The sequence below is a fragment of the Streptomyces sp. HNM0574 genome (genome assembly GCF_012726235.1).
GTDB lineage: Bacteria > Actinomycetota > Actinomycetes > Streptomycetales > Streptomycetaceae > Streptomyces.
Genome location: NZ_JAASAH010000015.1, coordinates 81,210 through 103,028, shown reverse-complemented (window position 1 = coordinate 103,028; position 21,819 = coordinate 81,210). Strand labels below are relative to the sequence as shown.

Genomic DNA, 21,819 nt, shown 5'->3' with positions numbered 1-21,819 from the left:
ATGAGCCAGTTGATCAATGCGGAGCTGGTCGACCTCGACCTGCGAGTGACCGGCAAGGACCAGGCCGCCCGCTCACTCGCGGAGCGGATGGTCTCGCAGGGCCGCGTCACCGACCTGGAAGGCTTCCTGGCCGATGTGGCCGCCCGGGAAGCGCAGATGCCGACGGGGCTCGACGGCGGCATCGGCATACCCCACTGCCGCAGCGTCCACGTCACCGAACCGACCCTGGCCTTCGGCCGGTTGACCGACCCTGTCGATTTCGGCGCCCCGGACGGCCCCGCGGACCTGGTCTTCCTCATCGCCGCCCCGGACGGCGCCGACAGTGACCACCTCACCATCCTGTCCGCCCTCGCCCGGCAGTTGATGGACGAGGCCTTCACCGGCGCACTCCGCACGGCCACGGGCCCCGAGCACGTCGCCGCCCTCATCCGTGGCGACAGCGTCCCCACCGGCCCCGCTGCCGCCCCTGCCGAGGACGCCGCGCAGGACGCAGCCGGTGACGATGCCGGAAGCGGTGCCGCAGCCGACGGCGGCGACGGTGAACCCCGGGCCGAGGACGGTCAGTCCGGCGCAGACGGCAGCGGCCAGCACTCCGGCGAGGCACACCAGCCGGACGAGACGCCGGCCGGTGGGACGACCGCGCCGGAAGCGGGGGAGGGGCGACGGTTCCGCATTGTCGCCGTCACCTCCTGCCCCACCGGAATCGCCCACACCTACATGGCCGCCGAGGCGTTGGAGCGGGCGGCCGCCGACGCCGGCGTCGACCTCACCGTCGAGACGCAGGGCTCCGCCGGCTTCGAGCGGCTCGACCGGCAGACCGTCGCCGAGGCCGACGGCGTGATCCTCGCCCACGACGTCGAGGTCAGGGAGAAGGAGCGGTTCGCGGGCAAGCCCTGTGTCGACGTCGGTGTGAAGGCGGCCGTCAGCCGGGCGGCCGAGCTCATAGCCGAGGTCCGCGCCGCCGCCGAGGACGGTGAACAGGCCGCACCCACGGCACCGGGACAGGACGCGCGGGGACCGGCGCCCATGGACAAGGACACCGAAACCGGCGACGGTTATGGCACGCGGCTGCGCAAGTGGCTGATGACGGGCGTCAGTTACATGGTCCCGTTCGTCGCCGCCGGCGGGCTGCTCATCGCGCTCTCCTTCGCCATCGGCGGCTACGGCATCACCGACGCCAAGTCTGTCGCCGACCAGTTCGTCTGGAGCGAGGCCCACTCCTGGGCCGCGCTGCTGTACCAGATCGGTGACCTCGCGTTCGACTTCCTCGTCCCCGTCCTCGCCGGGTACATCGCCTACGGCATGGCCGACCGGCCCGGTCTCGTCCCCGGGTTCGTCGGCGGGGCCATCGCCGTCAAGATCGAGGCCGGGTTCCTCGGCGGTCTGGCCGCCGGACTCCTCGCCGGAGCCGTGGTCCTGGCCATCCAGAAGGTCAGGATCCCCGCCGTGCTGCGGGGCATCATGCCGGTCGTGGTCATCCCGCTGCTCTCGTCGGCCGTGGTCGGCACGCTGATGTTCGTCGTGATCGGCACCCCCATCGCGGCCGCCCAGCAGGCCATGACCGACTGGCTGGGCAGCCTGTCCGGTGCCAACGCCGTGCTGCTGGGCGTCCTCATCGGGCTGATGATCTCGTTCGACCTGGGCGGACCGGTGAACAAGGTCGCCTACGCCTTCGCCACCGGCGGCGTCGCCTCCGCCGATCCCGGGACCGGCAGCCTGATGGTGATGGCCGCCGCCATGGGCGCCGGAATGGTCCCGCCGCTCGGGCTCGCCCTCGCGACCACCGTCCGCGGCAAGCTGTTCACCAGGACGGAACGGGAGAACGGCAAGGCCGCCTGGGTCCTCGGCGCTTCCTTCATCACCGAGGGCGCCATCCCCTTCGCCGCCGCCGACCCGCTGCGCGTCATCCCCGCCTCCATGGCGGGAGGTGCCGTCACCGGCGCGCTGACGATGAGCTTCGGCAACACGCTGCGCGCGCCGCACGGTGGCGCGTTCGTCGTCCCGCTGATCGGATCGCCGCTGCTGTACCTCGTCGCCGTCATCGCGGGAACGCTGGTCACGGCCGCACTGATCCTCCTGCTCAAGGGCCTCCGCCGGCCCGCGACGGCCACCTCCGGAGCCCACGCGGCCACCGGCAGCGGCTCCGGCAAGCAGCCCGAGGCGGCGAACGGCAGCTCCGGCCCGGACGACGAACCGTCCGGCACGAACGACGACACCGGCAAGGTCGGCATCACGGCCTGACACCCGGCGCACCTCCGGCTCCCGGGGCTGTTCCGGGAGCGGGGGCGGATCGGTGTCCGGGGCGGGCGTCCCGCCCGGGGCCCGGAGCCTCCCCGGCCCACGACGCTCAAGCCCGCTGCGTCCCTCGCGCACGGGGCCGCCAGGATCGGTGGGGGCGTAAGAGGGCTCCGGCCCCACCGGGTGCACCTCCGGCAACCGGGGCCGCACCGAGGGACGTTGGGTCGCCGCCTGACGGCCACGGGGCGCAGGCGGCCGGCCCGGGAGCTGCGGCGACCGCGACGCCCCCAGCCACGCCGCCCCCGCCCCCATCAGGCGTCGCCGTACCCCCGCGAGGCGTCCGGGGATGTGGTGAGCCCGTACAAGTCGCGGTACGACGGGAAGACGCCGCCGGGGCCGTCGATGGTCTCCGTTGCCAGTACGGCCTTCACCACGGCTCGTGTCAGGACGTCCGCTCCCGCGGTGAGGAGGTCGTTCAACTCGCCTTCCGCCAGTGGGCGTTCGCCCGTCGCCATCGTGAAGACGCTGTCGCCGTCGTGCATCAGGTGCACCGGCCGGACGGCGCGGGCGAGCCCGTCGTGTGCCGTGCCGGCCAGTTTCTGCGCCTGGGGGCGGGTCAGCCGGGCGTCCGTCGCCACCACGGCCAGGGTGGTGTTCAACGGTGGTCGCAGGACGCCCGCCGTCCGCCTCCCGGTCTCCGCCGACGCCTCCGTCAACCTCCGCTGCGCAGCGGCATGTTCGGCCTCCCCGGGCGTAAGCGGAAGACCACCGGGCCGTTCCGACGGCCGCGCGCCGGAGAGCGCGCCGTACAACTCCCCGTAGAGCACGCCCGTACCAGGGTCGAGAACCGACCCCGCCGCGTTCACAGCCGCGATGACGCCCACCGTCGTCCCCGACGGCAGCTTCGCGCTCGCCGAGCCGATCCCGCCCTTCAGGCCACCCGCCACCGCACCCGTCCCGGCCCCCACCGAGCCCTGCGGCACCTCGGCACCCAGCTCCGTACGGGCAGCCGCCTCGACGGCCTCCCGGCCCATCGGGGCATCCGGGCGGGCACGCCAGCGGCCACCACGTCCCAGGTCGAAGAGGACGGCCGCAGGAACGACAGGAACCACCTGCGCCGGGTCCGGGCCCACAGGGACACCACGTCCCTGCTCCTCCAGCCACTCCGCAACCCCCGTCGCGGCAGCAAGTCCGAACGCACTGCCACCACTCAGCGTGATCGCGTCGACGCGCTCCACCGCGTTCCGCGGGTCCAGCGCGTCCGTCTCGCGGGTGCCGGGGCCACCACCCCGTACGTCGACCGCCGTCACCGCGCCGCCGGCCGGCGCCAGCACCACCGTCGTCCCCGTCAGCCAGCCGTCGCCGGTCCGCTGCGCATGACCGACCCGCATCCCGCCGACGTCCGTGATCGCGTCCCTCGTCGTCATACGCCCTGGATACCAGGGGCAGGCCGTCCCCGTACCCTGGACGCATGAGCTCCAGCCCGCAGCATTCCGACGAGCAGCCGCAGCACGGGCACTCCCGCCAGGACGCGGACGCGCCCAGGCCCGGTGCCGCGCTCGTCTTCGACGATCCGCTGAGCCTGCCGTCGTCGGACGACACCGACCGGGGCTGGGGCGAGGGCGCGTCGTCGAGCGGCGGAAACAGCGGCGCGGCGGACCTCGCCCGCTTCCTGGACGAAAAGCCGCCGCACCACCTGTGAGCGATGCCGCCGGGGCGCAGGCGCTCGCGCGCGGGCCCCGGGGCCGGTACCGCTACTTCTCCGTGTTGACCTTCTCCGTACCCGCCGGGTCGCGGGGCTGAGCGAGGGCGGAGGCTGCGTCGGTGGAGCCGTCGCGCTGGGTGATGAGGGCGTCGCGGATGTCGGAGAGGACCTGCAGCTCCGTCTCCGGCTCCTCGACCGGGGGCAGCTTGGCGGCCTGGCGCTCCTTGTACTTGTTCATCGGCAGGATCATGAGGAAGTACACGACCGCGGCGGTGATCAGGAAGGTCAGCGAGGCGCTGAGGACGGGGCCCCAGTTGATCGGGATGCCGATGGTCTCGCCGGTCTTCGGGTCGGTGCCGCAGACCGAGGTCAGGCAGGACTTGTACTCGGACAGGTCCTGCGTGCCGATCGCACCCACCAACGGGTTGATGATTCCGGACACGACGGCGTCCACGATCTTGCTGAACGCGGCTCCGACCACGACGGCAACGGCCAGTTCGACCACATTGCCGCGCATCAGGAATTCTCTGAAGCCTGCCAGCACGCTCTTCTTCTCGGGCTCCGCGGCCGCCTGCTCGCTCAACGAACTTCCTCTTTCCCAGCTTTCTCAGCCAACTGCGTACACGAATCAGGGCGCGAACGAAGCGGGTGATCACCACAGGGTCACCGCCAGCCTCGTCGAAGCCGAGGCGGCTGCCAACGCGGGGGCCGTCTCTCGCGGCACCGTGAGCACGACAAGCGCTCCGTCGCTCGTGACAGTGTCGCCGGAGCGGGGCACAAGGGCCACTCGGGCACGTCGTGCCACAACTCGGCCACGACCGCTCCCTCGTGTGTCGGCAATCACATCAACCCGGTCGCCTTGGTGCACGAGTTGGGCCACGCCCGGGTCCGCGAGGCGGACAGGTACGGACACGTGCTGGTTTGCGCCTGTTGTGCCAGTTTTCCCCCGAGTCGGGGCAGTTGGTGAGGGCGCCGGGGGCGCGTGGTCCCCGTCGTTCCGGTGTGCCTGGGTGCTGAGCGCGGTCATCGAGGCCGCGAGGGCGAGCAGGCCGAGCGCCGCTCTTCGTCGCTTTCCGTGCATGCGGAGCGATGGAGAGTGGCGGCCGCGCCCCGCTCTGACGGGTGTGAAATCGGGCACGGTGCAGCGGTGCCGCAGCCGGGCGGCCGGGCTTCCGCGGTCCGCACGGCCCGTCCGGGCCGCGCGACCGCCGTGGTGGACGCTGGGAATCCGGGGCACCGCGCATCACCGCCTGCTGTAGGGGAGCAGGCCCGAGGGGCTCGCCGGACCTGCTGCGCCCACAGTGCACGGCGAGGGACGAAGCCCGCCGAGAGGCGTCGAAATCTGTGGATGAGCGGGCAGTTGTGGACAACGGGCTTACCCGCGACGGTGAGCCCCCGCGCCCGTGTGCCCCTCGGTGCTCAGGGCAGGTCGATGCCCGTGTCGATGCCGTCGAGGGCGTCGGCGCAGGCGCAGGCGCGGTCGGCGGGGAGGTTGCCGACGGCGTCGAAGAGGACGTTCCGCAGCCGTCCGACGTTCTCCGCGAAGACGCGCATGACGTCGCCGTGCGAGACGCCCTCGCCGGTCTCCGCGCCCGCGTCGAGGTCGGTGACCAGGCACAGCGACGCGTAGCAGAGCCCGAGTTCGCGGGCGAGCACGGCTTCGGGGTGGCCGGTCATGCCGACGACGGACCAGCCCTGGTCGGCGTGCCAGCGGGATTCCGCGCGGGTGGAGAAGCGGGGGCCCTCGACGACGCACAGGGTGCCGCCGTCGACGGCTTCCCAGCCGTGGCCGCGGGCCGCGGTGAGGGAGGCGCGGCGTCCCGATTCGCAGTAGGGGTCGGCGAAGCCGACGTGGGCGACCTTGGGGCGGACGCCGTCGGCGCGGGCCTCGCCGTCGAAGTAGCTCTGGGCCCGCGTCTTGGTGCGGTCGACGAGCTGGTCGGGGATCAGCAGGGTGCCCGGGCCGTACTTGGGCTGAAGGCCGCCGACCGCGCACGGCGCGAGCACCTGGCGTACGCCGGCGGCGCGCAGGGCCCACAGGTTGGCGCGGTAGTTGATCTTGTGGGGCGGCAGATGGTGCCCGCGGCCGTGCCGCGGCAGGAAGGCGACCTTCCTGCCCGCGAGTTCGCCGAAGAAGAGCGAGTCGCTGGGGTCGCCGTAGGGGGTCCGGACGGTGACTTCCGTCACCTCGTCGAGGAACGAGTAGAAGCCCGAACCGCCGATGACGCCGATCTCTGCCTGTTCAGCCATGGCGTCACCCTACGGGCCGCTCCGGGCGGCCCGTCAGGGTGTCCGCGCAGCGCTCGGGGCGCCTGGTTCAGGCGGCGCCGGCCGTCGAGGTGCTCTTGCTCTCGCCCTTGCCGGACGAGGAGGAGCCGGAGTCCGAACCGGAACCGGACGAGGAACCCGCCCCGGAATCGGCGGACTTGGAGCCCGAGTCCGAGGAGGACGAGGAGCTGCTCGACGAGGAGTCGGAACCGGAGCCGCTGCTCTTGCCCGCCGGGGTGCTGCTGGAGGACGAGTTGCGGCTGTCGTTCCGGTAGAAGCCGGAGCCCTTGAAGACGATGCCGACGGCGGAGAAGACCTTCTTCAGGCGTCCGTCGCACTTCGGGCACACGGTGAGGGAGTCATCGGTGAACTTCTGCACCACCTCGAGGCCCTCTTCGCACGCGGTGCACTGGTACTGATACGTCGGCACGTTCTTCCTCCTGGCACTCTCACTCGTTGAGTGCTAACGACGCTCCATAGTGCAGTATTCCCGCGAATCAGTCCACCGCGACCGGTGTTCTGTGTCCTGTGCCGCAGGCCGCTATCCGTCCCTCGGAGCGGGTCGCGAGGCGGTTGTGGAAGAGGAACAGCACGATCCCGGCGAGGCCCGTGCCGACCAGCGGCGCGACGAATCCGGCGCTCGCGCCGAAGCTGTCGGCCAGCTGGCCCGCGATCGTCGAGCCGCCCGCCTGGCCGAGGGCGATGGCCCCGGTCAGCCACATGAACGCCTCGGTGCGGGAGCCCGCGGGCACCAGGTACTCGACCAGCGTGAAGCTGGTGATCATCGACGGTGCGACGCACAGCCCGATCAGCAGCCCGAGTCCGGCCAGCAGCGGCAGCCAGGGTGCCACCTGCGCCATGGTCGCGAGGGCCAGCGCGGCCAGCACCAGCGCCGGGTAGGCGGCCAGCAGGCGGGTGCGGGCGCTGCGCTTCCAGTTGACGGCGCCGACGGCGACGGCGGCGAGCATGTTGCCCCCGGCGAAGATGCCGTAGAGCACGCCGTTGATGCCGGGCTGGCCGACGGACTGGGTGAACGCGGTCAACGAGACCTGCATGCCGCCGAAGACGGTGCCGATCCCGAACAACGCCACGACCAGGACGCGTACGCCGGGAATCCGCAGCGCCGAGCCGGCGCCGTCCGCCGCTCCCGCGGTACCGGGCTGCTTCCGGGACGGGACGGGCTGGGTGGCGCGCTGGGAGGCGAAGACGAGCCCGCCGATGAGCATCAGGGCGGCCTCGGCGCCGAGCCCGGCCGCCGGGTGCACCCCGGTGGACAGCGCCGTGGCCAGCACGGGGCCCACGACGAAGGTGAACTCGTCGGTGACCGACTCGAAGGCGGCCGCCGTGGTCATCAGCGGGGATCCGCTGAGCTTCGCGGACCACCGCGCGCGCACCATGGGCCCGATCTGCGGGGTGGTGGCACCGGCGGGCACGGCCGCGACGAACAGTGCCCAGACGGGGGCGCCGTTCAGCGCGAGCGCGATCAGCGTCGCGATCGCGGCGGCGTGCAGGACGGCGCCGGGTACGAGAACGGCGCTCTGTCCGAACCGGTCGGCGAGCTTGCCGCTCTGCGGCGCGATGACCGCCATGGCGACGCCCGCCGTGGCGGAGACGGCGCCGGCCGTCCCGTACGAGCCGGTGGTGTGCTCGACCAGCAGCACGATGCCGATGGTGAGCATGGCGAAGGGCTGCCGGGCGAAGAAGCCGGGCAGGAGGAAGGTCCAGGCGCCACGGGTGCGCAGCAACTGCCCGTAACCCGGGCGGGATTCAACGGTGGTGGCCGGGGATGACACGGCCGTGCCTTTCTACCGCCTGGTAGCGCGTCGTTACGCGGGGTTCGCGTATACGCCCCGAGGGCTGTCCGCTCGCGCATGACCCCGGGGATCGCGTGGGGTCGCGCCAGCCCTGCATCAGGCAGAGACGGGAAAACAACTACAGAAGCGTAGCAGCAGGTCGCGTGCTGTCTTGTCGGCTGCATCACGCCATAAGCGACACCGGGCGCTCTGCTCCGTCCGGTGCTGTGCGCGGCCGGGCCCGGGGCGGCCCGCCCGCCCGTGCGGTGTGCGGGAAGTCACCACGCGCACCACACGGGGTGCTACTCCGCGAGCCCGATACTGCCGCGGTCCGCCGCCCTTCCGGAGGCGCTGCTGCCCGTGCCGAGCCAGCCCGCGAGTTTGCCGCCGCGTCCGACGGCGAGCAGCCGTCGTTCCGCCGCGTCGCGCACCTGGTCGGTGGCGACGACGAGCAGTTCGTCCCCGGTGCGCAGCACGGTGGAGGGCTGGGGGACGAAGCTGGTGCCGTCGCGTACGACGAGGGTGACGGCGGCGCCGCCGGGCAGGCGCAGTTCGGTGACCTCGACGCCGTGCATTTTGGAGTGGTCGGGCACGGAGACGGACAGCAGGTGTCCGCGGAGCCGCTCCAGGGGAGCGGACTCCACCTCGATGTCCTTGGCCTCCTTGGTGTCGTTCAGCCGCAGCCGCTGCGCGAGCCAGGGCAGCGTCGGCCCCTGGACGAGGGTGAAGACGACGACCAGGACGAAGACGATGTTGAAGATCCGCTTGCTGTCGTCCACTTCGGCGACCATCGGGATGATCGCCAGGACGATGGGCACGGCCCCGCGCAGCCCCGCCCAGGACAGCAACGCCTGGTCCCGCCAGGGGATGTTGAACGGCAGCATGGAGACCAGGACGGACAGTGGCCGGGCCACGACGGTCAGTGCGAGGCCGATGACGATGGCGGGCAGGAAGTCGTCCACCAGGTCGTGCGGGGTGACGAGGAGTCCCAGCAGGACGAACAGGCCGATCTGGGCGATCCAGGCGATGCCGTCGGCGAAGCCGCGCACCGCGGGGCGGTGCGGCAGGGGCGAGTTCCCGAGCAGCAGTGCGGCGACGTAGACGGCGAGGAAGCCGGAGCCGTGGGCCATCGCGCCGCCCGCGTAGGCGACGACGCACAGCGCGAGGACGGCGATCGGGTAGAGGCCCGAGGCGGGCAGTGCGACGCGGCCGATGCCGAGCGCGCCCAGCTTGCCGACGAGCAGGCCCACGGCGAGGCCGATGGCCAGCTCCATGGCTATCTCGCCGACGATCATGTACCAGGCGTGGGAGCCGGTTTCGTGCAGTGCGGAGAAGGTGACGACGAGTATGACGACCGGTGCGTCGTTGAACCCCGATTCCGCCTCCAGCGCCCCGGTGAGCCGTTTCGGCAGGGGGACCTTGCGCAGCACGGAGAAGACCGCGGCCGCGTCGGTGGAGGAGACGACGGCGCCCATGATGAGCGAGGCCTGCCAGCTGAGGCCCACCAGGAAGTGGGCCGCTGCCGCGGTGACGCCGACGCTGATGGCGACGCCGACGGTGGAGAGCACGGCGGCCGCCGGTACGGCGGTGCGGATCTCCTGCCATTTCGTCCCGAGTCCGCCTTCGGCGAGGATCACCACGAGGGCGCTGTAGCCGAGGACTTGGGTGAGTTCGGCGTCGTCGAAGCGGAGGCCGAGGCCGTCCTGTCCGAGGAGGATGCCGATCCCGAGGTAGATGAGCAGGCTGGGCAGTCCTGTGCGCGACGAGAGCCGCACCGCCGCGACGGCGAACAGCAGGACGAGGGCGCTGTACAGGAGAAGTTCGTTGAGCCGGTCGACAGTCAGGGGCGGATCCTCTCTCCGTGGCGGCAGTGCCGCGGCCGCCAGTCATGGGGTGCTGACGGCCGGGCGGATGCCGCGGCCGCTCTGCATAGTTCGTTTGTGTAGCTAATAATTTACCATCGCTTGAATATTCCGGTTCCGGCGCCTTCCGCCGTCGCGCGCGGGCGGCCGGGGAGCGGTCCCCGGTTGGCCGGGAGGGCGACTCCCTGCAATGCGGTACATCCGCTCGGCCTATGGTTGTTCCGCACGGAACAGTCCGGGCCTTCAACAGCCAAGGTCCAACCTGCCCTCGAAGGACAGCGATGCCCGCCAAGAAGACCTCGCGACGCGCCCGCCTGATCGTGATCGCAGTCGTGTTGCTGCTCGTGGCCGGTATCGGAGGCGGCACGTTCTGGACGGTCAGCACCGTGCGGGACTCCTTCCCGCAGACCTCCGGTTCACTCAAACTCAAGGGGCTCGACGACCCCGTCACCGTCAAGCGTGACGGCAACGGCATCCCGCAGCTCTACGCGGACAGTTCGGACGACCTCTTCCGTGCCCAGGGGTACGTGCAGGCGCAGGACCGCTTCTGGGAGATGGACGTCCGGCGGCACATGACCTCGGGGCGGCTGTCCGAGATGTTCGGCGAGGAGCAGGTCGAGACGGACGCGTTCCTGCGCACGCTCGGCTGGCGGAAGGTCGCCGAGCAGGAGTACAGGATGCTCTCGCCGGAGACGAAGAAGTACCTCCAGTCGTACTCGGCGGGCGTCAACGCGTACCTGAAGGAACACAAGGGCTCCGCCGCTTCGCTGGAGTTCGCGGCGCTCGACATCTCCCACGACTACGAGCCGCACAAGTGGAGCCCCGTCGACTCCGTCGCCTGGCTGAAGGCCATGGCCTGGGACCTGCGCGGCAACATGGCGGACGAGACCGACCGCGCGCTGATGTCCAGCAGGCTCACGAAGGAACAGATCGAGGACCTGTACCCGGAGTACCCCTACGAGCGGAACAAGCCGATCGTGGAGGGCGGTTCGGTCTCGCCGGGCAGCGACACCTTCGACCCGCAGGGCCAGGGCGGGGCGGGCGCCTCCTCGGCCTCCGCGAAGGAGGCGGCGCAGAACGCCTCGGCGCAGCTCGGAGAGATCTCCGACAAGCTCGACAAGGTGCCCTCCCTGCTGGGCCCGAACGGGAGCGGCATCGGCTCCAACTCGTGGGTCGTCTCCGGCGACCACACCACGACGGGCAAGCCGCTGCTGGCCAACGACCCGCACCTGGCGCCCCAACTGCCCAGCGTCTGGTACCAGATGGGGCTGCACTGCCGGCAGGTCGACGCCTCCTGCCCGTACGACGTCTCCGGTTTCACCTTCGCCGGGATGCCCGGTGTCGTCATCGGTCACAACCAGGACATCTCCTGGGGGATGACCAACCTGGGCGCCGACGTGACGGACCTCTACCTGCAGAAGATCCGCGACGGCGAGTACGTCTACGACGGCAAGCGCGTCCCGTACAAGACCCGCAAGGAGACCATCAAGGTCGCCGACGGGAAGAGCCGCAAGATCACGGTGCGGGAGACCAACAACGGGCCGATCATCTCCGACCGCGACGAGGAGCTGCGCAAGGTCGGCGACGAGGCACCCGTCGACAACGCGGCCCCCGACCGCGCCGACGGCTACGCCGTCTCGCTGCGCTGGACCGCGCTGGAGCCGGGCAAGACCATGGACGCGGTCTTCGAGCTCAACCGGGCCTCCGACTTCAAGGAATTCCGGTCCGCCGCCCGCGACTTCGCCGTCCCCTCGCAGAACCTGATCTACGCCGACACCAAGGGCAACATCGGCTACCAGGCGCCCGGCCGCATCCCCGTGCGCGGCGCCGGCGATGGCCGCTACCCGGCCCCCGGCTGGGACCCGCGCTACCGCTGGAAGGGCTACGTCCCGCAGTCCGCGCTGCCCTGGGAGTACAACCCCGAGCGCGGCTACATCGTGACCGCCAACCAGGCCGTCGTCGACGAGAAGAAGTACCCGTACCTGCTGACGGCGGACTGGGGTTACGGCGCGCGCAGCCAGCGCATCAACGACCTCATCCAGTCGAAGATCAAGGACGGCGGAAAGGTCTCCATGGACGACATGCAGACCATGCAGACCGACAACAGCAGCGAGATCGCCAAGCTGCTGGTGCCCTACCTGCTGAAGACGGACGTGGACAGCTCCTACGTGCGCGAGGCCCAGCAGCTGCTGGAGGGCTGGGACTACACCCAGGACGCCGACTCGGCACCGGCCGCGTACTTCAACGCGGTGTGGCGCAACGTGCTGAAGCTGGCCTTCGGCAACAAGCTGCCAAAGGAGCTCCGCCTGGAGGGCGACTGCCTCAACGTCCGCCCCTCCGACGACTCGGGCCCGGTGGACGACCTGAGCGGCAACGAGCGGCTGGTCCGCGAATGCGGGCAGCGCACCGCCGACTCGGCGCAGCCGGACGGCGGCGACCGCTGGTACGAGGTGGTGCGCAAGCTGCTCGACGAGCCCGAGAACGAGTGGTGGAAGACCGAGGGCACCCGGAACGAGCCCGGCGACCGCAACCGCGACGAACTCCTCGCGCACGCCATGAAGGACGCGCGCTGGGAGCTGACCTCCAAGCTCGGCAAGGACATCGACACCTGGAGCTGGGGCAGGCTGCACCGTCTGATGCTGAACAACCAGACGATCGGCACCGACGGCCCCGGCTTCATGCAGGCCCTGCTGAACCGCGGCCCGTGGGACCTCGGCGGCGGCGAGGCAGCGGTCAACGCGACCGGCTGGAACGCGGCGGGCGGCTACCACGTGACGTGGGTGCCCTCGATGCGGATGGTCGTCAACATGGACAACCTCGACAAGTCCCGCTGGATCAACCTCACGGGTGCGTCGGGCCACGCGTTCAACGCGCACTACACGGACCAGACCGACAAGTGGGCCAAGGGCGAGCTGCTGCCCTGGTCCTTCAGCGAGGAAGCCGTGGAGAAGCGCACCGAGGAGAAGATGGCCCTCACGCCGTGACGGCCCCGGCGGCGCCCCGCACCGGCTGTGACGGCCGGTGCGGGGCGCCGCCGCGTTCAGAACCCGCGGGTCCCGGACGGGGTGACGACCGCGTGCACCGGGCGGTCGTGCGCCTCGGCCGGCACCTCGCCGAGCGTCTCCGTGTCGTACAGCAGCACCGCCAGCAGCGGTTCGGCGCCCGCCGCGTCCAGGCGTTCCAGCACGCGGTCGTAGCTTCCGCCGCCGCGGCCCAGCCGCATCCCCCGCGCGTCCACGGCCAGTCCGGGCAGCAGCACCACGTCGGCCGCCGTCACGGCCTCCCGGCCGCGCGGCGGCCCTCCGGGCTCCCACAGGCCCCTGCGGGCGCGCACCAGCGTGTCCGCGCCCTCGTAGTCGCCCCAGTCCAGGTCGTTGTCCGGGAGCAGGACGGGGAGCAGGACGCGGACGCCGCGGGCGCGCAGCGCGTCCAGCAGCGGCCGGGTGCCGGGCTCCTGGCCGACGGACACGTACGCGGCGACGGTGCGCGCCTGGGCGATGCCGGGCAACTCCAGTGCCCTGCGGGCGAGACGGGCCGCCGCCGCCTCGACGTCATCGGCCGTCAACCCGTTCCTCACCGCGAGGATGTCCCGTCGCAACGCGCGCTTACTAGCCTCGGTGTCGCTCACAGTTCCGCCCAAACCCTTCCTGTGTGCGCGGACCGTCACATGACCGGCGGATGCGTGTCTACCGCACAAACCGACCGGTTATCGTGCGGGTCATGAACACATCCCGTACTCGGATCAGCAAGGCTGTCATCCCCGCGGCGGGCCTCGGTACCCGCTTCCTTCCCGCCACCAAGGCCACTCCCAAGGAGATGCTCCCGGTCGTCGACAAGCCGGCGATCCAGTATGTGGTGGAGGAGGCCGTGACGGCCGGGCTCTCCGACATCCTCATGGTGACGGGGCGCAACAAGCGCCCGCTGGAGGACCACTTCGACCGCAACTACGAGCTGGAGCAGGTCCTTCGGGACAAGGGCGACGAGACCAAGCTCGACCGGGTCCAGGAGTCCAGCGACCTCGCGACGATGCACTACGTGCGCCAGGGCGACCCGAAGGGTCTCGGCCACGCGGTGCTGTGCGCCGAACCGCACGTCGGGGACCAGCCGTTCGCCGTCCTGCTGGGTGACGACCTGATCGACCCGCGCGACCCGCTGCTCGCCCGCATGACGGAGGTCCGCGAACAGCGCGGCGGCAGTGTCATCGCGCTGATGGAGGTCGACCCGGAGAGCGTTCACCTCTACGGTTGTGCCGCCGCGAAGCCCACCGGGGACAGCGATGTGGTGGAGGTCACCGGTCTGGTGGAGAAGCCCTCCGCGGCCGAGGCGCCCTCCAACCTGGCGATCATCGGCCGGTATGTCCTCGACCCGGCCGTCTTCGGCGTCCTGCGCGAGACGGAACCCGGCCGCGGCGGGGAGATCCAGCTGACGGACGCCCTCCAGACCCTCGCCGCCGCGCACGCGGCCGACGGGAGCGCCCCGGGCGGCCCGGTGCACGGTGTCGTCTTCCGGGGACGCCGCTACGACACCGGGGACCGGGGAGACTATCTGCGCGCCATCGTCAGGCTGGCATGCGAACGTGAGGACCTGGGGCCGGACTTCCGGGCCTGGCTGCGCAGTTACGTCAGCGAGGAGATGCAGGAACTGTGAACAAGACCTGGTCGGTAGAGGAGCATCTGGACGACATCCTGCGGAGCGTGCGTCCGCTGGAACCGATCGAGCTCCAGCTGCTCGACGCGCAGGGCTGTGTCCTCGTCGAGGACATCACCGTGCCGGCTTCTCTGCCGCCCTTCGACAACAGTTCCATGGACGGCTACGCGGTCCGGGTGTCCGATGTCGAAGGCGCGTCCGAGGAGTTCCCCGCCGTGCTCGCCGTCATCGGTGACGTCGCGGCGGGCAGCGGGGAGTTGCCCACCGTCGCTCCCGGCCAGGCCGCACGCATCATGACCGGCGCCCCGATGCCGCCCGGCGCGGAGGCCGTCGTCCCCGTGGAGTGGACGGACGGCGGCACGGGGAAGGGCCCGGCGGACTCCATGCCGGCCCGCAGCGCCGCCCCGGAGGCGGCCGGCGGCGAGGTCCGCGTCCACCGCGCCGTCGCGGCGGGGGCGCACGTGCGGGAGCAGGGCAGCGATGTCCGGGCCGGCACCGTCGCGTTGACGGCGGGAACGGTTCTGGAGGCCCCGCAGGTGGGCCTGTTGGCCGCCATCGGCCGCGGCACGGTCAGGGTGCGCCCGCGCCCGCGCGTGGTCGTCCTCTCGACCGGCAGCGAACTCGTCGAGCCCGGCGGCGAGTTGGGTCCCGGCCAGATCTTCGACTCCAACAGCTACGTGCTCACCGCAGCGGCCCGCTCCGCCGGGGCGCTCGCCTACCGGGTGGGCGCGGTCGCCGACGACGCCGACACCCTGCGTGCCGCGATCGAGGACCAGTTGATCCGCGCCGACATCGTGGTCACCAGCGGCGGGGTCAGCGTCGGCGCGTACGACGTGGTGAAGGAGGCGCTGTCCCGGGTCGACGAGGCGGGCGGCAGCGTGGAGTTCCGCCGGCTCGCCATGCAGCCCGGCAAGCCGCAGGGCTTCGGGCTCATCGGCCCCGACCGCACGCCCCTGCTCGCCCTGCCCGGCAACCCGGTCAGCTCGTACGTCTCCTTCGAGCTGTTCGTACGCCCCGCCGTCCGCGCGCTGATGGGCGTCACACCCGTACGGCGTCCGGCCGTTGCGGCGCAGCTGGCGGCCCGGGACGCGCTCACCTCGCCCGAGGGCAAGCGCCAGTTCCTGCGCGGCCGCTACACGCCGCCGCAGGAGGGCGAGGAGCTCGGCACGGTGCGCCCCGTCGGCGGCGCGGGCTCCCACCTGATCACGGCGCTGGCCCAGGCGGACGCGCTGATCGACATCCCCGAGCGGACCTGTGACATCGGCCCCGGCGAGGAAGTCTCCGTCATCCCGCTCGTCTAGCCCCGCCCCCGGACGCGGCGGCGGTCACCCACCGCTGCCGCCCACGGGGCTCCGCGCTGCGCCGCGCCGCTGTGCGCCCGGTACCGTGTCCGGGCACACAGACGGGAGCGGGAGATCCATGAGCAGCGCCGGTCAGCAGCACCTCACGCACGTCGACGACAGCGGGGCGGCCCGCATGGTCGACGTCTCCGCCAAGGACGTCACAGCCCGTACGGCACGCGCCACGGGGCGCGTCCTGGTGTCACCCCGGGTGACCGAACTGCTGCGCGGAGAGGGCGTGCCCAAGGGGGACGCGCTGTCCGTCGCGCGCATCGCGGGGATCATGGGAGCGAAGAGGACACCGGACCTGATCCCGCTCTGCCACCCGCTCGCCGTGTCCGGCGTGAAGGTCGAACTCGCCGTCGCGGACGACGCGGTGGAGATCGCGGCCCGGGTGAAGACCACCGACCGGACGGGTGTCGAGATGGAGGCACTGACCGCGGTGACGGTCGCGGCACTGACCGTCGTCGACATGGTCAAGGCCGTCGACAAGGCGGCCACCATCACGGACGTCCGGGTGGAGGAGAAGTCGGGCGGGAAGTCGGGCGACTGGGCGCGCACCGGGTCCGGGGAAGCGCCGTCCGGAGCGCGGGAAACCGTTCCGGGAGCAGCACAGGAAGGAGCCGGCGCATGAGTCCGGCCGAGCAGCCCTACCGCGCCCTCGCCGTCACGGCCTCCAACCGCGCCGCCGACGGCGTCTACCAGGACAAGGGCGGCCCGCTGCTGGTCAGCGGCCTGACCGCGATGGGCTTCGAGACGGACGGTCCCAGCGTCGTACGGGACGGCGAGCCCGTCGCCGAGGTGCTCGGCGCCGCGGTGAACGCGGGCTACGACGTCGTCGTCACCACCGGCGGCACCGGCATCTCGCCGACGGACCGTACGCCGGAGATGACCCGTCGTGTCCTCGACTTCGAGGTCCCCGGCATCGCGGACGCGATCCGCGCCGAGGGCCTCGCGAAGGTGCCGACCGCGGCACTGTCCCGCGGTGTCGCGGGCGTCGCCGGCGGCACCCTGATCGTCAACCTGCCGGGCTCGTCGGGCGGCGTGCGCGACGGCCTGGCCGTACTGGACCGGTTGCTCGTCCACGCCGTCGACCAGATGCGCGGCGGCGACCACCCGAGAGGGAACCCGAACTGAAATCGCCCTGGCCTGCCGAACTGACGGACGGTGTCACGCTCGTCCGTCCGATCAAGCTGCGTGACCAGCGTGCCTGGCGCGAGGTGAACAGGCGCAACCGTGACTGGCTCCGCCCGTGGGAAGCGACCATCCCCCCGTCGCCTCCCGGCCGGATGCCGCCCCAGCGCCCCACGTACCGACAGATGGTGCGGCACCTTCGCGCGGAGGCGCACGCGGGGCGGATGCTGCCGTTCGTGGTGGAGTACGAGGGCCGTCTGGTGGGGCAGTTGACCGTCGCCGGGATCACCTGGGGGTCGATGTGTTCCGGCCATATCGGCTACTGGATCGACCAGGGCGTCGCGGGCCGCGGGGTGATGACGACAGCGGTGGCCCTGGCGACGGACCACTGTTTCCGCAGTGTCGGGCTGCACCGGATCGAGATCTGCATCCGCCCGGAGAACCTGCCCAGCCGCCGCGTGGTGGAGAAACTCGGTTTCCGGGAAGAGGGTTTGAGGCCGCGTTATCTGCACATCGACGGCGCCTGGCGCGACCACCTGGTGTTCGCACTGACTTCGGAGGAAGTGCCGGAGGGCGTACTGGCCCGATGGCGGCACGAGGCGCCGGGGGCCACGGAAATAAAATAGGTGTTCGATATTGGGGTCCCGTTCCCGGTGGCCGGTAACTCCCGCCCGGTGCGGACGTGTTGGGGTCCATGTGTGTCCCGGATCTCAATAGTCGGAAAAAAATCTGGAGAGATCGGCCAGATCGTGCGACACACCGCCCTATTTGGCAGATGGGCTCATGCGATGACCTCTACCGTGTGAGTGTGAGCAGTAGTGGCCTCATCTATGCAGTCATCGTCGGGGCCTGGGCTGCCTACTTGGTGCCGATGTGGCTCCGTAGGCAGGACGAGCTGAATGAAGCTCGTCCGACGGAACGCTTCAGCACCGCCATCCGGCTTCTGTCCGGAAAGGCGGCGATGGAGCGGCGCTACGCGAAGGACGCGGAGCGTCGGGAGACGGACGAACTCCCCGACGACCGCGACGACTTCGACGACAGCGCGTCCGTCGCCGGAACCGGCATGGACGAAGCGGACGAGAGTGACCCGGACGCCGCGGAGAACGCGGTGGACGTCCGGGCGTTCGCCGACCCCAAAACCATGGTCGGAGAACGCGACGCCGAGGCGCCCACCGAAATAGTGGACACCCCGGCGGCCGCGGCCAGGAGTGCCCCCGGCCGGTACGACGGCCCGGAGAGCGAGCGGGCCCCGGGCGCGCAGTCCGCGGACGGCAGTGCGCAGCGCAGCAAGGCTGACGCGCGTAGCAAGCGTGCCCAGGTCCTCGCCCGGCGCAGGCGCACCACGATGGTGCTCTTCCTCGCCTTCACGCTGGGCACCGTCGTCGCCGCCGTCGGCGGCCTCGCCTTCCTGTGGGCGCCCGCCGTTCCCGCGGTGCTGCTGAGCGCGTACATCGTGCACCTGCGGGTGCAGGAGCGCCGTCGTTTCGTCGTCACCATGGACCGGCGGAAGGCCGAGGCGGCCGCCTCCCGGCTGCACGAGCGCCGGGGCCGGCGCTCCGGTGCCGCCGCGCAGGCCGCTCCGGCCGTCGCCCCGGACGCGGCCGCTCCCGCGGCGCACGGCGGGCGCGGCCGGGACACCGGCGCGGGCCCCGTCGAGGACGAGCAGGGGGCGGCCGACCGTCGCGCCCTGGTCGAGCAGACCGACCACGCCGAGTGGGTCGACCAGCAGCGTGCCCCGGACCCGGAGCGGTACGACGGCGAGGGCTGGGACCCGGTGCCGGTGCCGCTGCCCACGTACGTCAGCGCGCCCGTCGCGCCGCGGCGTACGCGGGGTGTCGATCTGGAGGCGCCGGACACCTGGAGCTCGGCGCGGTCCAGCGCCGTCGGCGCGAACGAGCCGCCCGAGGTGCACGACACCGGCTCCCGCGGGCCGGCCCCCGAGGCCGAGCGCGGGCCGCGCCGTCCGAGGGACCGGCGTACGCCGCTCTTCGACCAGTACGAGGACGAGGACCGGCCCCGCGCGGCCAACGAGTGACCCAAGTCACCGCGCGGGACGCCTCTCTCGGGGAGGCCGGAGCGGCGTCCCGGGCCGTGATTCCGGCCCTCCCGGGCAGCGGCGGAGCGGATTTTCGTGCGACGGCGGGATGGTGCTAGAGTTTCACACGTCGCAAGGGCCTGTGGCGCAGTCCGGTAGCGCATCTCGTTCGCAACGAGAGGGTCAGGGGTTCAAATCCCCTCAGGTCCACAGCGAGGAGCCCCTTCGCACAGCGGAAACGCTGGGCGGAGGGGCTCTTTTCGTGTGCGCGTGCAGCCCTCACGAACAGCGCCCCGGTGCGGTTTCCGCCGGTTCGTGCGGCCAACCCCGTGTAGTGGCCCGTCAGTTACTCTTGCCGCTGCCGTCGAGCAGGCGGTGACCAGGGCGGGGACGGGTGGGCCGCTCTCTGCGAGGGGGGAGAGGCATGGGCAGGAAGCAGCGGGTCGCGGTCGCCGGAGTGGCGGCGCTTCTGATGGCGGTGCTCGGGGCCTGCGGGAGCTCGGAGGCCGGGAGCAGCGGCTCGGCTCCGGGCAGGAGCGCGCAGGGTTCCGCGTCGGACAGTGGCCGGGAAACCGTCTCGGGGCTGCGGGACAGCGTCCGGCACGTCACGAAGAAGACGGTCAAGGCCAAGCGGCCGCATCTGGTGAAGAGCTGCAAGCCCGCCACCAAGAAGGTCAAGCACACGAAGCGCACGGGCAGCGGCAGCAAGAAGCGGACCCGTACCTGGTACACGACGCGGCACTACCAGAAGTGCTCCAAGGTCCGTAAGGGCACGGAGACGTACAAGCGCGTCGTGCGGCCCGAGCGCTGGTGCGTGCGGCTGGATGGGGTGAAGCAGGACGACGCGCGGGAGAAGCGCGCGCGGGACGACGTCTGGTACCGCGTCGACCGGGAGACGTACGGCGAGGTGCGGGACAAGGAGCCGCGCCGGCGCATCGAGTTCGAGCCCCTCCGGAGCGGTTGCTGAGGGAGCCTGCCGGTACGGGACTGCCCCCGTCGCCACGTGTGTGGTGACGGGGGCAGTGGCGTGTGTGGTTCAGCGGAGGGTGACCCGGTCGGCGGCCGGGCGGGGGAGGGGGTTCTCCGGTGAGCTGTGGTTGCCGAGGTAGTCGGTGAAGGCGGCGAGGTCCGTGGTGGAGCTCTCGCGGTCGGTGCCCTTCTTCAGCGCGGAGAAGCCGTTGCCGCCCTCGGCGAGGAAGTCGTTGACGGTGACGCGGTAGGTGGCGTCGTCCCGCAGCGGCTCGCCCTTGACGCGGATGGTGTCCTCGAGGAGGCGGGCGGCGCCCTCGCGCGAGAGGTCGGCCTCGTAGCGCAGCGCGTCCGAGAGCTGGAGGACCTCGGGGGAGCCGGCGTTGGCGCCGGAGAACTGCTGCCGCAGCACCTCGCGCAGCTGCGCGCCCGTCAGCGTCATCGTCACCAGCGGGTTGCCGAACGGCTGGACCTGGAAGGCCTCCCCGTAGGTGACGACGCCGTCGCCCTCGTCGCCCGAGGCGCGGTGGGTCAGATCGGCGCGCATACCGCCCCAGTTGAGCAGCGCGAGCTCGGCGCCCTCGCCGCGGGTCGCCTCGACCTGGGTGTCCGTGATCAGGTCACCGAGCGGGGTCTCCAACTGGTCGGAGCCGCGGCCCGGGATGTCGGCGGCGATGTGGCCGACGGGCTTGCGGGCCAGGTCGGCGGAGCGGGCGCGCCACTCCTCGACGGTCTTGCGCACCGCCGGCTGCCGCTCGGTCTCCGGGGTGACCACGTGGTTGCCGGCCGAGGCCGAGGAGCGGACGACGTCCCCGGTGGCCCGGTCGATGTCGAAGCGCAGGTCGGTGAACGTGCGGCCGAAGGAGGCGCCCTGGGTGACGAGCCTGGGCTGCCCCTCCGGGTCGGTGACGGTGCAGGTGTACGGCTCGTGGGTGTGGCCGGTGACGAACGCGTCGACCTTCGCCGAGGCCCTGCCCGCGATCTCCTTCACCGGTCCGGAGAGCCGGCTTCCGGGGCCCTCGGTGTCGCAGTCGGCGTCGTACGTCCTGCCCGCGCGTTCGCCGCCCTCGTGCAGCAGGGTCACGATCGCCTTGACGCCCTTGCGGTCCAGTTCGTCGGCGTACCGGTCGATGGTGCGGACCTCGTCGCCGAACTCCAGGTCGCGGACCATGGACGCGCTGACGGAGGCGGCGGTGTGGCGGGTCGTCAGGCCGATGAAGCCGATGCGCTCGCCGCCGGGCAGCTTCTTGATCCAGTACGGCGGGAGGATCGGGTCGCCCGGAGCCTTCCGCTCCGCGGCCTGTTTCCGGGTGACGTTGGCGGCCAGGTAGGGGAAGTCGGTGCCGTCGTAGGGCTTCCCCTCGATGCTGCACCCGCCCTCGGGGTGGCAGCCGCCGTGCCGCATGCGGTGCAGCTCGTCGGGGCCCTCGTCGAACTCGTGGTTGCCGACGGCGGTCACGTCCAGCCCGAGGGCCTCCAGCGCGTCGACGGTCGGCTCGTCGTGAAATGCCGCCGAGAGCAGGGGACTTCCGCCGATCATGTCCCCGGCGGCGACGGTCAGCGACTCGTGACCGGCCGCGTCGGCACGGGACTTGTCGAGCAGCGTGGCCAGTCGCGCCACACCGCCCGCCTGCACCTTCTCCGGGGCGCCGTCGGGCCCGGTGCGGGTGACGGCGCCCGCGGGGCCCTCGACGGCGTCGAGGTTGCCGTGCAGGTCGTTGAGGGCGAGGAGTTGGACGGGGACGGTGTCCGCGTTCCGCTGCGCGGTGGCCGGGGACGCGGCGAGCGCGGGCGCGAGGACGGATGCCGTCACCACGCCGAGGAGGGC

General features: G+C 71.7%; 18 protein-coding genes and 1 tRNA gene. 11 read left to right on the top strand and 8 right to left on the bottom strand.

Going from position 1 to position 21,819, the window contains the following annotated elements:
* Positions 1-2,241 (top strand): fructose-specific PTS transporter subunit EIIC, encoded by a 2,241-nt coding sequence (locus HCC30_RS22780; RefSeq protein WP_169444603.1) that lies wholly within the window; start codon positions 1-3, stop codon positions 2,239-2,241.
* A 308-nt stretch (positions 2,242-2,549) separates the two neighbouring features.
* Here the strand turns inward: HCC30_RS22780 and HCC30_RS22775 are convergent, their stop codons facing one another.
* A complete protein-coding gene (locus HCC30_RS22775) occupies positions 2,550-3,665 on the bottom strand; it encodes a P1 family peptidase (RefSeq protein ID WP_169444602.1) in 1,116 nt (371 codons plus the stop codon).
* A 44-nt stretch (positions 3,666-3,709) separates the two neighbouring features.
* Here HCC30_RS22775 and HCC30_RS22770 point away from each other — a divergent pair, with 44 nt between their 5' ends.
* Positions 3,710-3,940, top strand: coding sequence for a hypothetical protein (locus tag HCC30_RS22770; RefSeq protein WP_169444600.1), 231 nt, complete (start codon positions 3,710-3,712; stop codon positions 3,938-3,940).
* 52 nt (positions 3,941-3,992) lie between these two features.
* Here the strand turns inward: HCC30_RS22770 and mscL are convergent, their stop codons facing one another.
* The 5 genes from mscL to HCC30_RS22745 form a co-directional block, all read right to left on the bottom strand.
* On the bottom strand, positions 3,993-4,526 hold the full coding sequence (gene mscL / locus HCC30_RS22765) for a large conductance mechanosensitive channel protein MscL (protein WP_277348021.1): 534 nt from the start codon (positions 4,524-4,526) through the stop codon (positions 3,993-3,995).
* An 836-nt stretch (positions 4,527-5,362) separates the two neighbouring features.
* On the bottom strand, positions 5,363-6,193 hold the full coding sequence (locus HCC30_RS22760) for an S-methyl-5'-thioadenosine phosphorylase (RefSeq protein WP_169444598.1): 831 nt from the start codon (positions 6,191-6,193) through the stop codon (positions 5,363-5,365).
* A gap of 67 nt (positions 6,194-6,260) precedes the next feature.
* Positions 6,261-6,641, bottom strand: coding sequence for an FmdB family zinc ribbon protein (locus tag HCC30_RS22755; protein ID WP_169444596.1), 381 nt, complete (start codon positions 6,639-6,641; stop codon positions 6,261-6,263).
* A gap of 67 nt (positions 6,642-6,708) precedes the next feature.
* Positions 6,709-8,004, bottom strand: a complete 1,296-nt coding sequence (locus HCC30_RS22750; RefSeq protein WP_169444594.1) for an MFS transporter — start codon at positions 8,002-8,004, stop codon at positions 6,709-6,711.
* Between the two features lie 302 nt (positions 8,005-8,306).
* Positions 8,307-9,848: a potassium/proton antiporter gene (locus HCC30_RS22745; RefSeq protein ID WP_169444655.1), complete on the bottom strand. Its 1,542-nt coding sequence runs from the start codon at positions 9,846-9,848 to the stop codon at positions 8,307-8,309.
* A 299-nt stretch (positions 9,849-10,147) separates the two neighbouring features.
* Between HCC30_RS22745 and HCC30_RS22740 the strand changes: the two genes are divergently transcribed.
* Entirely contained in the window at positions 10,148-12,850 is a 2,703-nt protein-coding gene (locus HCC30_RS22740) for a penicillin acylase family protein (RefSeq protein WP_169444593.1), read from the top strand.
* A gap of 56 nt (positions 12,851-12,906) precedes the next feature.
* Here HCC30_RS22740 and HCC30_RS22735 read toward each other — a convergent pair whose 3' ends face one another.
* On the bottom strand, positions 12,907-13,494 hold the full coding sequence (locus tag HCC30_RS22735) for a 5-formyltetrahydrofolate cyclo-ligase (RefSeq protein WP_169444591.1): 588 nt from the start codon (positions 13,492-13,494) through the stop codon (positions 12,907-12,909).
* Positions 13,495-13,586: 92 nt separating this feature from the next.
* Between HCC30_RS22735 and galU the strand changes: the two genes are divergently transcribed.
* The 8 genes from galU (at position 13,587) to HCC30_RS22695 (ending at position 19,989) form a co-directional block, all read left to right on the top strand.
* On the top strand, positions 13,587-14,513 hold the full coding sequence (gene galU / locus HCC30_RS22730) for a UTP--glucose-1-phosphate uridylyltransferase GalU (protein WP_169444589.1): 927 nt from the start codon (positions 13,587-13,589) through the stop codon (positions 14,511-14,513).
* On the top strand, positions 14,510-15,814 hold the full coding sequence (gene glp, locus HCC30_RS22725; protein WP_169444587.1) for a gephyrin-like molybdotransferase Glp: 1,305 nt from the start codon (positions 14,510-14,512) through the stop codon (positions 15,812-15,814). The genes galU and glp overlap by 4 nt, the downstream gene beginning before the upstream one ends.
* A 118-nt stretch (positions 15,815-15,932) precedes the next feature.
* The gene (gene moaC / locus HCC30_RS22720; RefSeq protein ID WP_169444585.1) at positions 15,933-16,487 is read left to right on the top strand and encodes a cyclic pyranopterin monophosphate synthase MoaC; all 555 of its coding nucleotides are present in this window, start codon (positions 15,933-15,935) and stop codon (positions 16,485-16,487) included.
* Positions 16,484-16,990, top strand: a complete 507-nt coding sequence (locus HCC30_RS22715; RefSeq protein ID WP_169444584.1) for a MogA/MoaB family molybdenum cofactor biosynthesis protein — start codon at positions 16,484-16,486, stop codon at positions 16,988-16,990. Before moaC ends, HCC30_RS22715 begins: the two co-directional genes overlap by 4 nt.
* Positions 16,987-17,613 (top strand): GNAT family protein, encoded by a 627-nt coding sequence (locus HCC30_RS22710; RefSeq protein ID WP_169444654.1) that lies wholly within the window; start codon positions 16,987-16,989, stop codon positions 17,611-17,613. The genes HCC30_RS22715 and HCC30_RS22710 overlap by 4 nt, the downstream gene beginning before the upstream one ends.
* A gap of 182 nt (positions 17,614-17,795) precedes the next feature.
* Complete coding sequence (gene glpR, locus HCC30_RS22705; RefSeq protein ID WP_346776761.1) at positions 17,796-19,022, top strand: gephyrin-like molybdotransferase receptor GlpR; 1,227 nt, start codon at positions 17,796-17,798, stop codon at positions 19,020-19,022.
* Between the two features lie 136 nt (positions 19,023-19,158).
* Positions 19,159-19,232: transfer RNA gene (locus HCC30_RS22700), tRNA-Ala, on the top strand.
* 214 nt (positions 19,233-19,446) lie between these two features.
* On the top strand, positions 19,447-19,989 hold the full coding sequence (locus tag HCC30_RS22695) for a hypothetical protein (RefSeq protein WP_169444580.1): 543 nt from the start codon (positions 19,447-19,449) through the stop codon (positions 19,987-19,989).
* A gap of 69 nt (positions 19,990-20,058) precedes the next feature.
* Here the strand turns inward: HCC30_RS22695 and HCC30_RS29225 are convergent, their stop codons facing one another.
* Positions 20,059-21,807 (bottom strand): bifunctional metallophosphatase/5'-nucleotidase, encoded by a 1,749-nt coding sequence (locus HCC30_RS29225; protein ID WP_346776760.1) that lies wholly within the window; start codon positions 21,805-21,807, stop codon positions 20,059-20,061.
* Between the last annotated feature and the right edge of the window lie 12 nt (positions 21,808-21,819).

What these genes read in the sequence shown, in the direction of transcription:
- HCC30_RS22760 (WP_169444598.1), bottom strand. Translation starts at nt 6,193, where the DNA reads ATGGCTGAACAGGCAGAGATCGGCGTCATCGGCGGTTCGGGCTTCTAC.
- HCC30_RS22715 (WP_169444584.1), top strand. Translation starts at nt 16,484, where the DNA reads ATGAGTCCGGCCGAGCAGCCCTACCGCGCCCTCGCCGTCACGGCCTCC.
- galU (WP_169444589.1), top strand. Translation starts at nt 13,587, where the DNA reads ATGAACACATCCCGTACTCGGATCAGCAAGGCTGTCATCCCCGCGGCG.
- HCC30_RS22770 (WP_169444600.1), top strand. Translation starts at nt 3,710, where the DNA reads ATGAGCTCCAGCCCGCAGCATTCCGACGAGCAGCCGCAGCACGGGCAC.
- HCC30_RS22775 (WP_169444602.1), bottom strand. Translation starts at nt 3,665, where the DNA reads ATGACGACGAGGGACGCGATCACGGACGTCGGCGGGATGCGGGTCGGT.
- HCC30_RS22740 (WP_169444593.1), top strand. Translation starts at nt 10,148, where the DNA reads ATGCCCGCCAAGAAGACCTCGCGACGCGCCCGCCTGATCGTGATCGCA.
- HCC30_RS22780 (WP_169444603.1), top strand. Translation starts at nt 1, where the DNA reads ATGAGCCAGTTGATCAATGCGGAGCTGGTCGACCTCGACCTGCGAGTG.
- HCC30_RS22695 (WP_169444580.1), top strand. Translation starts at nt 19,447, where the DNA reads ATGGGCAGGAAGCAGCGGGTCGCGGTCGCCGGAGTGGCGGCGCTTCTG.
- moaC (WP_169444585.1), top strand. Translation starts at nt 15,933, where the DNA reads ATGAGCAGCGCCGGTCAGCAGCACCTCACGCACGTCGACGACAGCGGG.